This window comes from uncultured Roseibium sp., assembly GCF_963675095.2.
GTDB lineage: Bacteria > Pseudomonadota > Alphaproteobacteria > Rhizobiales > Stappiaceae > Roseibium.
The window spans coordinates 54713-68450 of sequence record NZ_CAXXSJ010000041.1; the positions used below are offsets into that span (position 1 = coordinate 54713).

Below are 13738 nucleotides of genomic sequence, written 5' to 3' on the forward strand. Positions count from 1 at the left end.
AGAAGCCCGATCCGGAACGAACGCCCATGCCCTCTGACGACAATCGCCTGGACGCCGTCATCACCGCTATCGACGCGGCCAATACGGCCGATCCGACCCACGAAGACGGCCGCCCGGCTTCCCTCCTCTATGGCGAGCGGATGTCCGAGGAGCTGGACCGGCTGTTCCCGGATGCCTGCGACGCCCTGAAGATTGCAGCGCGGGGACAGCATGTGGAGCGCTGGCTTCTGCCGCGCAGCGACTATCCGGAAGGTCGGGAGGGTTATTACGCCTGGCGGCGAGAACAGGGCAAACGCCACGCCGCCCGCGTGGCCGCGATCATGGCAGATGCCGGCTATGGCGCCGATGACATTGCCCATGCCGAACGCATGCTGCGCAAGGAAGATCTGAAGCGGAACCCGGATGTCCAACGCCTGGAAGACGTGATCTGCTTCGTCTTCCTGCGCTGGTACTTCACCCCCTTCGCAAAGGGCAAGGACCCGGATGCCCTGCTGAGGATCGTCACCAGAACCGCCCGAAAGATGTCGGCGGAAGGCCGTATCCGCGCCCTCGCGGAATTCGGCCTTCCCGAGCCCTTCGCCGCCGCCTTTCGTGACTGATGTTCTTATCAGCCGGGCGTCACGTCAGGCAGGGTCAAAGTGCCGTCACGACGGCGTTTCGAATGTCTTCTTGAAAGCGGCGGTAAAGCCCTTGAGAGACACCGGAACCCCATTGTCCGCGCCGGTCCGGGTCTTGAAGACGATGGTCATCGCCTCGGCCTTCTTGAACATCTGCGCCGCGTCGTCGTTGAAGGCAGCACCGGCAAGACAGAAATTGGGATAGCAGGTTTCGTATGTCGCATTGACGACCACCTTGTCGCCGACCCGCAATTCGACCGGACCGCTCAGGTTCACGGCCAACGGCAGCTGCACGACCACGCGCATAGCTTCCTGGCCCGGAAGCCGTCCAACGGCGACCTTCGCAAGGAGGCCCTTGTTCTCCTTAGCCTGGACAGCCTGCAGCATCTCGCAGAGTGTCGTCGCCTTGTCGGCGAGGACCTGGCACTGAACCGTCCAGTCACCGAAGGTCGCCGTCGTTTGAGAGGGCGTGTCCGCATCTTCCGCCGCGAAAGACTGCGTCAATGACAAAAACATGAGGCAGGCCGCCGCCGTAGTTGCCGAAAGTGCTTTTAAAATGGAACGAAACATCTGTTGCCTCCTGAACGGCTCGCTGGCACCGGAAAATTACGATTGGCCTCCTCCGGGCGCAGGAGCTTGCAGCGCAACATTGCAACTGAAGGCCAAAACCGCAAATTAAACTTCAAGAACCTTGGCACGGACAATCTGCGTCTCCTGTTCAAGGTGACCGGCCGATTCTAATCGATTTCTTTGACATTCCCGGCAAAAAGAAACCGGCGGCTTCCCAGGGGAGCCGCCAGCCTTGTTTCACGTCATTGAAAAACGCGAAGCTTACTTCATTTCGGTGATGGTTTCGAAACCGTCGCCGGCGACCTTGAACAGGGCATAGGTGCCCGGAACGTCGCCGTTTGCGTCGAAGTTCTCGTCGCCTGCAGCACCCTTATAGTCGATGGCCGTGCCGGCTGCGATCAGCTCCTTGGCCTTCTTCCATTCGCCCGGCATGATCGGCTCGCCTTCGCCGTTGGAGATTTCGCGAAGAGCGGCCGAAACGCCGGCCTTGTCGCCACCGGCCTTTTCGACGGCCAGGGCCAGAAGGAAGGCTGCGTCGTAGGAGGTGGTCACAAAGATCGCGCTCGGATCACCGCCGGATGCCTTGAAGGCTTCGTTGAACATGTCGAGCGACTTGGACTTCTCGCCAACCGGCGAAGACGCTACGAAGGTGGTAAGGTTATCCGCGCCCAGTTCCTTGATCGGAGCATCCGACTTCATGCCGTCACCACCGACGAACTTCTCGAAGAAGCCGTTTTCCAGAGCCTGACGCAGGATGGTCAGGCCGGTGCCGTCGCCGTAGTCGAAGATGACCAGCGTGTCAGCGCCGCCCTTGGCCAGTTCGGCCAGGTCGGACCGGTAGGACGCCTTGCCGTCTTCATGAGCCGCATAGCCGGCGATCTCGCCACCCTGGGCTTCAAACTCGGACTTGAACGCATTGGCAAGGCCGGTGCCGTAGTCGTTGTTGATGTAGGAAACAGCGACCTTGTTGTAGTCCATGCCCTTCAGGGTACGGGCCAGTGCACGACCCTGATAGTCGTCGGACGGCACGGTGCGGAACACGGTGTCATTGTCCTTCAGACCGGTGATTTCCGGAGACGTGCCCGACGGGGTGACGATGGTGATGCCGGCCGGAATGGTCACCGAACCGGCGGCTGCCAGTACGGCGCCCGAGCAATGCGGGCCGACAATGGCGACAACGCCTTCGATGTTCACGGCCTTGGTGGCCGCATCGGTGCCGCCTTGCGGACTACAGGCACTGTCGCCGACAACACCGACCAGCTTGTCGCCGCCGAGGATGCCGCCTTGTTCGTTGACCTGCTGGAACGCGAGCTGGGCTGCGTCGATCATGGCCGGGGCCATGGCCGCAATCGGGCCGGAAACGCCGCCGATCAGGCCGATCTTGACGTCGGCGGCCTTGGCCGGAGCGCTGGCCAGAGCGGTTGCTGCAAGCAGACCGCCGGCAATTGCGAGAACTTTGGACTTCATGGGTACTACCTCCACTTGTTTTCGGGCGATTGCCCGCGTGAACCCTGTTTGTCGCATAGGTCGTAAACGCACACCATGTCGGCGTCCTTTACGACTTCAAGACTTAGACGAAGCATCATCCGATTGCTGGCCGCCGCGCAACGGCTCCGGCAGCAGCCCCTCTGGCCGGAAGCGCAGCACAAGCTGCAACATCAGGCCGATCAGGAACAGGCGGATGTATTTCGCCTTGACCGCATATTCCTGCGGAAGTTGATCAGTTGCAATCTCAGAAACTGACCAAATGGTCCAAACCACCGCCGCACCGAGGATCGCGCCCCGGTTGTTGCCCGATCCCCCGAGGATCAGCATGATCCAGACGAGGAAGGTCGCAACCATCGGATCGATGGCTTCCGGGGTGATGGAACGGTTGAAATGGGCAAAAAGCGCGCCACCCAGCCCCATCAGGGCCGAGCCGAAGATAAAGGCTTCCAAACGCCGGTACTCGACGTTCTTGCCCATGGCGCGTGCGGCCAACTCGTTGTCGCGGATCGCCCGCATCATCCGGCCCCAGGGCGCGTTGAACTGCCGCTCCACCAACAGATAGGCGCCGAAAAGGACAAGAGCGACGATCGCCAGATAGGCCATTTGCGATTCAACGTAAGGCAGATCGCCGTAGGGACGTGGAATGTTGGTAATCCCGCGTGCGCTGTTGGTCAGCTCAGCCTCCGACTTGATAACGAGACGGATGATTTCCGCAACACCGATCGTCGCGATCGCCAGATAATCGGAGCGGAAGCGCAGGCATATTTTCCCGATCGGCCAGGCGATCAGCGCTGCGGCAATCATCGCGCCGATCCAGCCCACGAAAAAAGGCAGCTCGAACCCGCCGAGCCGTCCTTCCGCGTAAGGGCTCGTCAGGATCGCCGAGGTATAGGCACCGACGGCGAAGAAACCGGCGATGCCGGCGTTGAAGAGACCGGCAAAGCCCCACTGGATGTTCAGGCCCAGCGCCAGGAGCGCATAGATGCCGATGAAGATGCCCATGAAGAGGGCGTAGTTGGCGAGACCGATAAGTTCCATGATCGTAACCTCGCTCTAGAGAACCTTGCCGCGCAGCAGCCCGGTCGGGCGCACCAGCAGCATGAATAGGAGAATAGCGAACGCCATGGCCGCCTTGTATTCGCTCGGCAGAACCAGAACGGACAGCTCCTCCGCGATGCCGACGATCAATCCGCCGATCACCGCGCCTTCCACACGCCCGACCCCGCCGAGGATCGCTGCGGCGAACATCGGCAGCAGCATGTGCCAGCCCATCATGGACTTGAGCTCGGTGTTGATGCCTAAGAACACGCCCGAGGCGGCACACAATCCGCCGGCAATCACCCAGGTGAGGATGACCACCTTCTTGTTGTCGATCCCTGACAGGAGCGCCAGGTTCGGATTGTCCGACATGGCGCGCATGGCCTTGCCCCATTTGGAGCGGGCCAGGAACAGCTGCAGACCGCCGACGAGAGCCAGCATGAACAGCACCGTGTAGATTTCGCGATCCTTGATCCGAAGGCCGAAATAGTTTTCCGGCCGGACGATGCCCCGGACGTAGCTTTCGGAGTCAACGCCCCAGACCACCTGAACGACGGAGCGCACCATCAGCGCGATGCCGAGCGAAGCCATCACCGTGACGATCTTCGGCCGCTCGCGCAGATGCTCGTAAAACACCTTGTCGATACCAACGGCGACGCCCGCCGTCAGGATCATGGCGATCGGCAGGGCGGCAAGCGGCGGCAGACCGAAACCGGTCACGACGGCAAAGGCCAAAAAGGCGCCGAGCGTCGCCAGGTCGCCATGGGCCAGATGCGCATAACGCAGGATCGCAAAGATCAGCGTGATGCCGACCGCGCCCAGCGCATAGATCGACCCGAGAACGAGGCCCGGGATGAAATAGTAGTTCAGAAAATCCAACAAGCTCATATCGTTTCCTCACCCGCCGAGGAACATTTCGGCGACCTCACGGTCGGCGAGGAGATGGGCGCCCGTGCCTTCGTGCCGGTTCTGCCCGGCAGCTAGCACATAGCCGCGGTCGGCGAAGGCCAGCGCCTGCTTGGCGTGCTGCTCCACCAGGAGAATGGCAACACCGGTATCGCGCACGTCCCGGCAGATCTGGAAGATCTGCTCCATGTAGCGCGGCGACAGGCCGGCGGTCGGCTCGTCCAGGAGCAGCAGTTTCGGATCCAGCATCAACGCCCGGCCCATGGCAACCATCTGGCGCTGACCGCCCGAGAGCGTTCCAGCTGGCGTCTTCCGCCGTTCCTTGAGATCCGGGAACAATTCGTAGACCCGGTCATAGGCAGCCGACAGATCGCCCTTCTTCAGGAAGGCGCCCATTTCCAGGTTCTCGTGGATCGTCATCTCGCGAAAGATATTGTCCACCTGCGGCACGTAACAGATGCCGCGCTGGACGATCCGGTTCGGTGCCCAGCCGGTAATATGCTCGTCGTCGAAGATGATCGAGCCGCCGCGGACCTTCAAAAGACCGAAAACCGCTTTCATGGCCGTGGACTTGCCTGCGCCGTTCGGACCGACGATGACCACGATTTCCTTTTCATCCACCTGGATCGAGACATCCTGGAGAATGTCGGAATCCCCATAACCGCCGGTGACGCCATTCATCGAAAGAAGAATTTTCACGCGGCATCTCCCACGGTCTCGCCGAGATAGGCCTCGAGCACACGGGTGTCGGAGCGCACGGTCTGGAAATCGCCCTGGATCAGAACGGCGCCTTCCGCCATGCAGACAACCGGGTCGCAGAGCTTTTCGATCATCTCCATATCGTGTTCGATCAGGATGAAGGTGTAGCCGCGCTCCTTGTTGAGAATCTGGATCTTTTCCTCCAGCTTCCTGAGCAGCGTTCGGTTGACGCCCGCCGCCGGCTCGTCAAGCAGCACCAGCCTGGCGTCAGTCATCATGGTCCGGCCCAGCTCGAGCAGCTTCTTCTGACCGCCGGACAGATTACCCGCGCGCAGGTGCGCGACGTGCGACAATTCCAGGAATTCGAGGGTGTCGTAGGCTTTTTTCTCGACCTCCGCCTCGTTCTCCCTGACCCGCCCCCATCTGAACCAGTTGGCGAACAGCCCCTCGCCGACCTGGCGCGGCGGCACCATCATCAGGTTTTCCAGGGTGGTGAGGCGATGAAATTCGTGCGGGATCTGAAAGGTGCGCACAAGGCCTTTATGAAAAAGCGCGTCGCTTGAAAGTCCCGTCACGTCTTCGTTCAGGAACTTGATGGTTCCGCTGGTCGGCTCCAGGGCTCCGGCGATCATGTTGAAGAGGGTCGTCTTGCCCGCTCCGTTCGGTCCGATCAGTCCGGTAATGCTTCCTTCCTCGACATTGAAGGAACATCCGTTCACGGCCTTGAAACCGCTGAAGTTCATGACAAGCTGGTTGAGTTCCAGCATATAGGCTCCTCGCCGCCAATCTTGTGGCGATCTTTTGTTTTACCCCGTCTGCAAGCCGGACAGCCTACGGTTTCCGCAGGACAGCCCGCACCGGCGCTGCATCGAGCCCTTCTAGCTTCATTGGCAGCGCAATCAATTCATAATCCCCCGGTTCGGCACAATAAAGCGCCAGATTCTCCAGAATCCGCATGTCGTGGCGCCGTGCCACCATATGCGACGGTAAATCCTTGGAGGTTTCCGGGTCCACCGACGGTACGTCGACGCCAATCAGTTTTACCCCGGTTTCCGCCAGAAGCGTCATCGTTTCCGGCGCCAGGGTGCGAAATCCCGCCGGCCAGACCATCGGATCGAGGCAATCCACGAGCCTGAGCAGGATGCGCGGCGGCGCGTTTTCCAGCTGTCCGGCGATATCCTCCGGTCGGCACAGCGCCCCCGTTCCGCGCGCATCGATCAAACGGGCCGGTCCCAGATAATCGGACAGATCGAGCTGGTCGATGGACGCGCCGTCCGGGTCGTAGTGCAGCGGCGCATCCGCATGGGCGCCGCAGTGGGTGGACATGGAAACCTGCGCCACATTGACCGGACACCCCGGTCCGATGGCGAAGGTCTGTCCCGTCCGGCACGGCGCATCGCCTGGAAAAAACGCCATTCCGGCCCATACCGGCGGGGTGATGTCGATCAGCGTCGTCAAAGATCCGCTCTCAGTGCCCAGATTTCGGGAAAGAGAACCACATCCAGCATGCGGCGCAAATAGGTGACCCCGCTGGTACCGCCGGTACCGCGCTTGAAGCCGATCACCCGTTCGACCGTGGTCACGTGGTTGAAGCGCCAGCGCCGGAAGTAGTCCTCGAAATCGACCAGCTTTTCGGCGAGCTCATAAAGCGGCCAGTGCGCCTGCGGGTCCTTGTAAACTTCGATCCATGCGTCATGAACGCTTTCATTCGCCTGATAGGGCTCCGCCGGATTGCGTGACAGATGGTCGGCATCGATCTTGAACCCGGACCGGGCCAGCAAGGCGATCGCTTCGTCGTACAGGCTGGTCTCGCGCTGCAACTTCGTCAGCCAGTCATGGACTTCCGGCACATGGGCATGCGGGCGCAGCATGGCGGCATTCTTGTTGCCGGCCAGGAATTCAATGGCCCGGTACTGGTAGGACTGGAAGCCGGAAGATTGGCCCAACGCCTCGCGAAAGGTCGTGTAATCGCTCGGCGTCATGGTGCGCAGCACGTCCCAGCTTGAGTTGAGCTGGTCGAAGATGCGCGCGGTCCGGGTCAGCATCTTGAAGGCCGGCGGCAGGTTACCGGAGGCGACCGCAGCCTTCGCCGCCGTCATCTCGTGCAGGGCCAGCTTCATCCAAAGTTCGGAGGTCTGGTGCTGAACGATGAACAGGAGCTCGTCATGGGCCTCCGACAGAGGCGACTGGGCGGTCAGCACCTTGTCGAGGGCGAGATAATCGCCGTAGGACATGCGCCCGTCAAAGGCCATCTGCGCCCCGTCGGCGGCCGGATCGTAAGGGGTATGCGGCTCGCTCATTGTCAGGTTACCTTCTGCTTCTTCTTGAATTCATCCCGTTCCCACAGGCGCTCGTTCAGGATTGTCTCCAGAATATCCACCGCGCGCATCACGTCGGCATGGGACAGGTAAAGCGGTGTGAAACCGAAGCGCACTGTCTCCGGCGCGCGGAAGTCGCCGATAACCCCATGGGCGATCAGCGCCTGCATCAGGGCGTAGCCATTGTCGAAGCGAAACGAGATCTGGCTGCCGCGGCCTTCCGGATCGCGCGGGCTCGCCAGCACCAGGTCCGGACAACGCGCCTCCACTTCCGACAGGAAGAGTTCGCATAAGGACACCGACTTCCGGCGCAGTTCGTTCATGTCCACATCATCGAAGACGTCGAGCGCCGCATCGAGGGCGGAGAGCGACAGGACCGGCGGCGTGCCGACCCGCATGCGGCCGATGCCAGTGTCCGGACGATAGTCGAGATCGAAGGCGAACGGCGCTTCATGCCCCATCCACCCGGTCAGCGGCGGCCGGACTTTCGTCTGATGCTGCGGCGCAGCATAAAGAAAGGCCGGAGCGCCCGGACCGCCGTTCAGATACTTGTAGCCGCAGCCGACGGCGAAATCGGCCCCGGCGCATGAAAGATCGACCGGCAAAGCACCTGCGGAATGGGCCAGATCCCAGATCGCGAGAGCACCGGCCGCATGGGCCTTTCCCGTCAGCGCCTTCATGTCGTGCTTGCGGCCGGTCTTGTAGTCGACTTCCGTCAGCATCAGGACCGCTAGATCCTCACCGATCGCGGCCTCGACGTCTTCCGGTGCGACGATCCGAAGTTCGTGGCCCCGGTCGAGCAGCTCCTTCAAGCCGCTCGCCACATAAAGATCGGTCGGGAAATTGCCGTTGTCGGACAGGATCACTTTTCTTTCCGGGCGCAACGCCAGCGCGGCCGCCAACACCTTGAAAACGTTGATGGATGTGCTGTCCGCCGCCACCACCGTGCCCGGTTCGGCGCCGATCAGCCGGGCGATCCGGTCGCCGACCCGCTGCGGCAGATCGATCCAGTCATGATCGTTCCAGCCACGAATAAGGCTCTCGCCCCATTGCTTGCAGATCACCTGCTGCATCCGGTCCGGCACATGGGCAGGCAAAACACCGAGCGAATTGCCGTCCAGATAGATCACGCCCTCCGGCAGCGAAAAGGCGGCGCGCTTTGCAGCCAGCGGATCGTTTTCGTCGAGGGGATGGGTGACAGCCATTCTCAGTTTGCTTTCCAAAACCGGGGCCGCTCCCTGCAGCCGCACAAATTCTCCAATGGATCGGGACGGTAACAAGAGAGATGACGAAGCTCAAGTGATTATATATAATCTGATTGATTTGATATTTTAACGACCGCAGCATCAGGAATAGATGTCCCAGACGAACTCCGCCTATGAAACCCTGCGCCGCGCGCTTCTGGACTGCGATATCGCGCCGGGTGCGCCATTGGCGATCTCCAGCCTGAAAGCCCGCTTCGGCTTCGGCTGGACGCCCCTGCGCGAGGCGCTGTCACGGATGGAAGCAGAAAGCCTGGTGACCTTCGAAAAGAACAAGGGATATCGCGTCGCCCCAGTTTCCGTCGCGGGCCTGAAGGATCTTCAGCTAGCACGGACCGCCGTCGAGACCACACTCTTCACCCGCTCCATCGCCCGCGGCGGCGACAAATGGGAAGCGGATCTCGTTGCAGCCCATTACCTGCTGGCACAGGCCTCTCCCCCCACGCCCGGAGCTGTGACGGCCGATGGCATCCTCTGGGAAGAACGGCACGACGCCTTTCATGCGGCCCTGCTTTCGGCGGCCGACGCTCCCTGGCTGACGCACCTGGCCCAACAGACCGGGGACCAGCTTCATCGTCATCACCGTTTTATCCTGAACGGCTCCGATGTTGCGGAGCAGCTTCGAGGCAAACAGGGCAAACCGATCCGGGACGTTTTCGACAAGACGCTGGGGATCGCCCATCATACCCAGCTTATGGATGCGGCCCTTGCCCGCGATCCGGTCGCCGCGACATGTCTTCTGGAAGAACACATCGGTTTTACCCTGGCGGTCTACGAGACGCTTTGGCCGGAAAGCGGTGCGTAAATCCAAAGTCGTCCAGTCCCCCTATTGCGTCGCCGACGCCATGTTATCAAGCCAATTTCAGTGACCCGCGTTCCGCTCCGCCCCCTTGCTTTTTGATGCATCCGTTTCATGCCATCATTGACTATGAATAAAGATTCGATAGCCCGACATGCACACCCTGCACCCCTCAAATTCGGCGACAAAATCCGCTTTGTATCACCTGCCGGGACACCCAATCGTGAGGACATCGAAGAAGCGGCAGAGTTATTGCGCAGCTGGGGCTTCGAAGTCGATTTCGGCCAACACGCATTTGAAAAGCTGAACTATCTCGCAGGCACCGATGAGCAACGACTTGATGATCTCAACGCTGCATTCAGAGATGAGGCGGTGCGTGCAATTTTTACTACGCGTGGAGGCAAAGGATCGTATCGCATTGCAGAACGAATTGATTTCGATGCCGCGAAAAAGGACCCTAAATTTCTGGTTGGATTCAGCGACATCACGGCAATCCACCTGGCACTTGCCAAACGGGGGATCGGCGGCGGTATCCATGGAGCAGTATCAGTTGAGGACTGGGAGCCACAGTGTCATCCCAAAGGCACTCCACTACGCGAATTACTCATCGGATCAAGTGATATAGTTCTGAAGGCTGATGAAAGTGTCGAAACGGAGCATCAAGGGCAAGCACGTCAACGCCCTTGCAAGCCGCTGGAAAACGGCCGGTCTGTCCGACCAGACCGTGCGCAACCGGCTCACGTGGCTGCGTTGGTGGAGTTTTCAGGTTGGCAAACCGGGCCTGCTACCGAAAACAAATGACACGTTCTGCCTTGCGGAGCGCGGCCGATTTTCGGGCAACAAGGCCAAGCGCCTCGAAGGCAAGGCGCTCGACCGCATCCCTGACCAGCGGGTGCAATTGGCGCTGAAGCTCGAAGCCGCCTTCGGCATGCGCAGGGAGGAGGCCTTGAAATTCCGGCCGGGCCTTGCTGACCGGGGCGACCGCATCGCCCTGAAGGCAAGCTGGTGTAAGGGCGGCCGATACCGTGAAATTCCCATCACCCACCCCAAGCAACGCGCCTTGATCGACGAGCTGAAGGCGACCGTGGGGGATGGTTCCCTAATAGTGCAGGGGCGGAATTACTACCAAGCCTTGAAGGGCTACGAAAACCACCTTTTGAAAGCCGGTATCAGCAACGCGCACGGCTATCGCCATGCCTATGCGCAATGGCGCTACAAGCAACTTACCGGCTGGTCATGCCCTGCGGCCGGTGGCCCGACCGTGGACAGGATGACACCCGCCCAAGAGGCCCGCGACCGTGCCGCCCGCATGGAGATTTCGCATGAGCTGGGACACGGCCGCCTCGATGTCACCGATACCTACCTCGGCCGCCGTCACGCGCCGCGCAACAGGAAGGCGGCGTGATATGAGCGTGACAAAATCCATTCTCGGGGCTGATGCGTTCACCATCCAGCGGGAGCGCACCAATCTCACCCGTGAAGGCGTAGCCGGGCATCTTTTCAGCCAGCAGAACATTGACGCTGTGCTATCGGCCGCCGCAATGGACGGCCAGAGCGTAGCCATTTTTGAGCCACCCAAGCCCATGGACTTGTCCGACACCCTGACCGCGAAAGCGGCGATTGCCGAGTTTGAAAAGGCCGGTTTTCTGGCCGAATGGAAAACGCGCCATAAACCAGACGGCGAGTCAGAAAAGTACCTGCGCGTGAGCTGGAGTCGATGTGAATAAGTAATATTCTAGAACGCACTGCCAGAACAGTATTTCTCTCTATAATAATTAAAGGCGTTCATTGTTCTATCTTTTTCTCCAGAATTTATAAAAATAAACTCGTCTTCCATCTGACTGCATATTTCACCGCCATTCGATTCTTCACAAGTTATTTTAGACCCTACAAATCTCACAAGTCCTCTACCGTCTAAGTAGTCAATACCTCTCAGCTTACTCATATTTACTAAAATATTTGCTGACGAAACTTTATCGTTACTTGCGCTTGATTGCTCAATCGTAATTTCTATGTCGCATTTATCAACGTTATTGAGAATTATCTTAAATTTAATATCTGCAGGTTCTTTGCATTCAAACTGATGAATGTTTACTATAACGCTATTATCGCCCGCTTTTTCTGCAATAGAGCATCCAAACTGAGTCATATTCCGATACTTATTTCCGTCTTCTACTCCCGTCATTAAATAAAGTACTGTTTCTTCTGCGGTCTGCGCGTTTGCAGAAGAAAAAAGAGCAAAAAATCCAAAAAGCGCGGCTAAAAACCTCATATAGATGTTCCTTTTAAACGGCCACCAGATCATTTTGTGACAAAATTACAACAAACTAAGTCGGCATTCAAATCTATTTCGTAGCTTGAACCACAACTAAGAACGCTCACCGCGTAGGGGACAGGTCATCCTCACGTTGAGGGTCTTGCCACTCACGTTCCCGTCGCATGGTGTTCAACGTGCGTTGGATGTCATCGGATTCGTCGCGCCGCTTCCTGTATTCTTCAAAAGTCACCGGCAGCTCTTTGCGTGCCTCATACGCATCATCAAAACGGGCCTTGTCTCTCGGAAACTCGCCAAACAGTTCCGGGCATTCGCGTAAGGCCACAAAGAGGTCTCTTTCGCCGTGGCGTTCGGCATACTCAACCATCCTTTCATTGGCCTCATGCGGGTCTGCATAGGCGCGCTCCAAAAGCGCGTCGACCCAGTGGTTATCGTGATCTGTTCGTCAAACAGGTGACTACGATGGAAACCTACAAACGGGAGGGAGACGACTGCGTTCCCGTTGACAAGGCAGGCAAAACGGAACGCTTCATCCTTCAATACGGGGACCCGCATTACGGTCAGGTTCCTGCAACGAGCCGCTTCAAGAACGAGGCTTATGAAAGCCTGTTTTCGGCAATCCTCAGCGATAGGTTGGAGTGAACAAGCGCCAAAGGCCCTTCAGGAGACTGGCAAAGGCGGCAATCTGTATGCCGCCTCTTTCTCGATGATCCTCGATTTTCAATACCAACCAGTAGTTTTCGAGTTGCGTTGCCCGCTCGGCGACGCGTGCTTCAAAGGCGTTGGCGCGCATCGATTGCCATGTTCGACAGCACCGTCATTCGCGCCCATGTTTCTGCGGCAGGCGCCAAAAGGGGCAGGAAAGTCAAGCGCTCAGGCGGTCGCGCGGCGGCTTCGGCACCAAAATCAATCTGAAAACGGATCGGAACGGCCTGCCGCTTGGGTTTAAGCTGATCGGTGGCGAAACCTCTAACAGCATGCAATTTACGGATCTCATGGAACCCGGCCCCGAGATCAACCGCCGGGTCATCGGCGCCGACAAGGGCTATGATAGCAATGCTAATCGAGAGGCTGCGCGAAAGGCCGGGGCCGTCCCGGTCATTCCTTATAAATCAAACCGGCGCGACATTCCCAGGCACTTCGGCAACGCGCTCTACCAGAGCCGCGCACGCATCGAATAAAGGATGGGAAAGCTCAAACGCCTTAAACACGTCGCCTTGTGTTGCGAGAAAACCGCCAGAAACTTCCGCTCCATCGTTGCAATCGCCGCTGCATTCATTTTGATCAAATCCGTCCACACCGCCTAGGGTCACGACCCTAGGCTTTGTCAACAGAACAGAGCAGAAAGGAGCGACAAGTCATGAAACAATCGAGGCTGTTGCTGCTCAACATACTTACGACCGCTTCCTTCCATGTCAGCAGCTTCGCAGTGCTGGGAACTTCGTTTCCGACCCTCGACTGGAGCGGACAGGATGTCCTCGACTGGAGCGGACAGGATGTCCTCCACTGGTTTACCGACAACGGCCCGAAAGCGCGTCTCTATGCTTGGATGGGTGCGTTTGTCTCGCTTGGACTTACGATCTTTGCCTGACAGGTTGCAACGCTCCTGCCGAGGCCGCATCGCTACATCTTTCTCGGAGGGGTCGTTCGCTGGGGTATGCGGCATTTGGATGAGATTTCAACCGCGGAAACAGATTAGAGTGCGTCGTCCGCATCCGGTACAATTCAGCTCGAGGATGTCCTCCAGCGCCTCACCTTTTGCATCG

The 13738-nt window shown here is 58.9% G+C and carries 18 protein-coding genes and 1 pseudogene; 8 read left to right on the forward strand and 11 right to left on the reverse strand.

The window, feature by feature from the left end:
- The first annotated feature begins 26 nt into the window (after positions 1–26).
- Entirely contained in the window at positions 27–599 is a 573-nt protein-coding gene (locus ABIN98_RS15500) for a DUF4202 domain-containing protein (protein WP_346911393.1), read from the forward strand.
- A gap of 45 nt (positions 600–644) precedes the next feature.
- Here ABIN98_RS15500 and ABIN98_RS15505 read toward each other — a convergent pair whose 3' ends face one another.
- The 9 genes from ABIN98_RS15505 to kynU all read right to left on the reverse strand — a co-directional run bounded on the left by ABIN98_RS15505 (position 645) and on the right by kynU (position 8841).
- Complete coding sequence (locus ABIN98_RS15505) at positions 645–1133, reverse strand: invasion associated locus B family protein (RefSeq protein WP_346911395.1); 489 nt, start codon at positions 1131–1133, stop codon at positions 645–647.
- Between the two features lie 315 nt (positions 1134–1448).
- Positions 1449–2654: an ABC transporter substrate-binding protein gene (locus ABIN98_RS15510; protein ID WP_346911397.1), complete on the reverse strand. Its 1206-nt coding sequence runs from the start codon at positions 2652–2654 to the stop codon at positions 1449–1451.
- Positions 2655–2750: 96 nt separating this feature from the next.
- On the reverse strand, positions 2751–3713 hold the full coding sequence (locus tag ABIN98_RS15515; RefSeq protein ID WP_346911399.1) for a branched-chain amino acid ABC transporter permease: 963 nt from the start codon (positions 3711–3713) through the stop codon (positions 2751–2753).
- Positions 3714–3728: 15 nt separating this feature from the next.
- Positions 3729–4601, reverse strand: coding sequence for a branched-chain amino acid ABC transporter permease (locus ABIN98_RS15520; protein WP_346911401.1), 873 nt, complete (start codon positions 4599–4601; stop codon positions 3729–3731).
- A 9-nt stretch (positions 4602–4610) separates the two neighbouring features.
- Positions 4611–5318, reverse strand: a complete 708-nt coding sequence (locus tag ABIN98_RS15525) for an ABC transporter ATP-binding protein (RefSeq protein WP_346911403.1) — start codon at positions 5316–5318, stop codon at positions 4611–4613.
- Positions 5315–6085: an ABC transporter ATP-binding protein gene (locus ABIN98_RS15530; protein WP_346911405.1), complete on the reverse strand. Its 771-nt coding sequence runs from the start codon at positions 6083–6085 to the stop codon at positions 5315–5317. Before ABIN98_RS15530 ends, ABIN98_RS15525 begins: the two co-directional genes overlap by 4 nt.
- 64 nt (positions 6086–6149) lie before the next feature.
- Positions 6150–6776 (reverse strand): arylformamidase, encoded by a 627-nt coding sequence (kynB, locus tag ABIN98_RS15535; protein WP_346911406.1) that lies wholly within the window; start codon positions 6774–6776, stop codon positions 6150–6152.
- The gene (gene kynA, locus ABIN98_RS15540; RefSeq protein ID WP_346911408.1) at positions 6773–7618 is read right to left on the reverse strand and encodes a tryptophan 2,3-dioxygenase; all 846 of its coding nucleotides are present in this window, start codon (positions 7616–7618) and stop codon (positions 6773–6775) included. Before kynA ends, kynB begins: the two co-directional genes overlap by 4 nt.
- Positions 7619–7620: 2 nt before the next feature.
- Entirely contained in the window at positions 7621–8841 is a 1221-nt protein-coding gene (kynU, locus tag ABIN98_RS15545) for a kynureninase (RefSeq protein ID WP_346911410.1), read from the reverse strand.
- Between the two features lie 151 nt (positions 8842–8992).
- On the opposite strand from kynU, the gene ABIN98_RS15550 reads away from it, so the two are divergent.
- From ABIN98_RS15550 to ABIN98_RS15565, 4 genes and pseudogenes are all read left to right on the forward strand, one after another.
- Positions 8993–9703 (forward strand): GntR family transcriptional regulator, encoded by a 711-nt coding sequence (locus ABIN98_RS15550; RefSeq protein WP_346911412.1) that lies wholly within the window; start codon positions 8993–8995, stop codon positions 9701–9703.
- A 123-nt stretch (positions 9704–9826) separates the two neighbouring features.
- Positions 9827–10222: pseudogene (locus ABIN98_RS15555) on the forward strand (LD-carboxypeptidase); the annotation flags it as partial.
- Positions 10223–10334: 112 nt separating this feature from the next.
- Positions 10335–11102: an integrase domain-containing protein gene (locus tag ABIN98_RS15560; RefSeq protein WP_346911414.1), complete on the forward strand. Its 768-nt coding sequence runs from the start codon at positions 10335–10337 to the stop codon at positions 11100–11102.
- Position 11103: 1 nt separating this feature from the next.
- Positions 11104–11424, forward strand: a complete 321-nt coding sequence (locus ABIN98_RS15565) for a hypothetical protein (protein ID WP_346911416.1) — start codon at positions 11104–11106, stop codon at positions 11422–11424.
- 8 nt (positions 11425–11432) lie between these two features.
- Here ABIN98_RS15565 and ABIN98_RS15570 read toward each other — a convergent pair whose 3' ends face one another.
- Positions 11433–11969, reverse strand: a complete 537-nt coding sequence (locus ABIN98_RS15570; RefSeq protein ID WP_346911417.1) for a hypothetical protein — start codon at positions 11967–11969, stop codon at positions 11433–11435.
- A gap of 106 nt (positions 11970–12075) precedes the next feature.
- Positions 12076–12381: a hypothetical protein gene (locus tag ABIN98_RS15575; protein WP_346911419.1), complete on the reverse strand. Its 306-nt coding sequence runs from the start codon at positions 12379–12381 to the stop codon at positions 12076–12078.
- A 53-nt stretch (positions 12382–12434) separates the two neighbouring features.
- Between ABIN98_RS15575 and ABIN98_RS15580 the strand changes: the two genes are divergently transcribed.
- The 3 genes from ABIN98_RS15580 to ABIN98_RS15590 all read left to right on the forward strand — a co-directional run bounded on the left by ABIN98_RS15580 (position 12435) and on the right by ABIN98_RS15590 (position 13563).
- Positions 12435–12614, forward strand: coding sequence for a hypothetical protein (locus ABIN98_RS15580; RefSeq protein ID WP_346911420.1), 180 nt, complete (start codon positions 12435–12437; stop codon positions 12612–12614).
- A gap of 140 nt (positions 12615–12754) precedes the next feature.
- Entirely contained in the window at positions 12755–13153 is a 399-nt protein-coding gene (locus ABIN98_RS15585) for a transposase (RefSeq protein WP_346911422.1), read from the forward strand.
- Between the two features lie 179 nt (positions 13154–13332).
- Positions 13333–13563: a hypothetical protein gene (locus ABIN98_RS15590; protein WP_346911424.1), complete on the forward strand. Its 231-nt coding sequence runs from the start codon at positions 13333–13335 to the stop codon at positions 13561–13563.
- Positions 13564–13738: the final 175 nt, after the last annotated feature.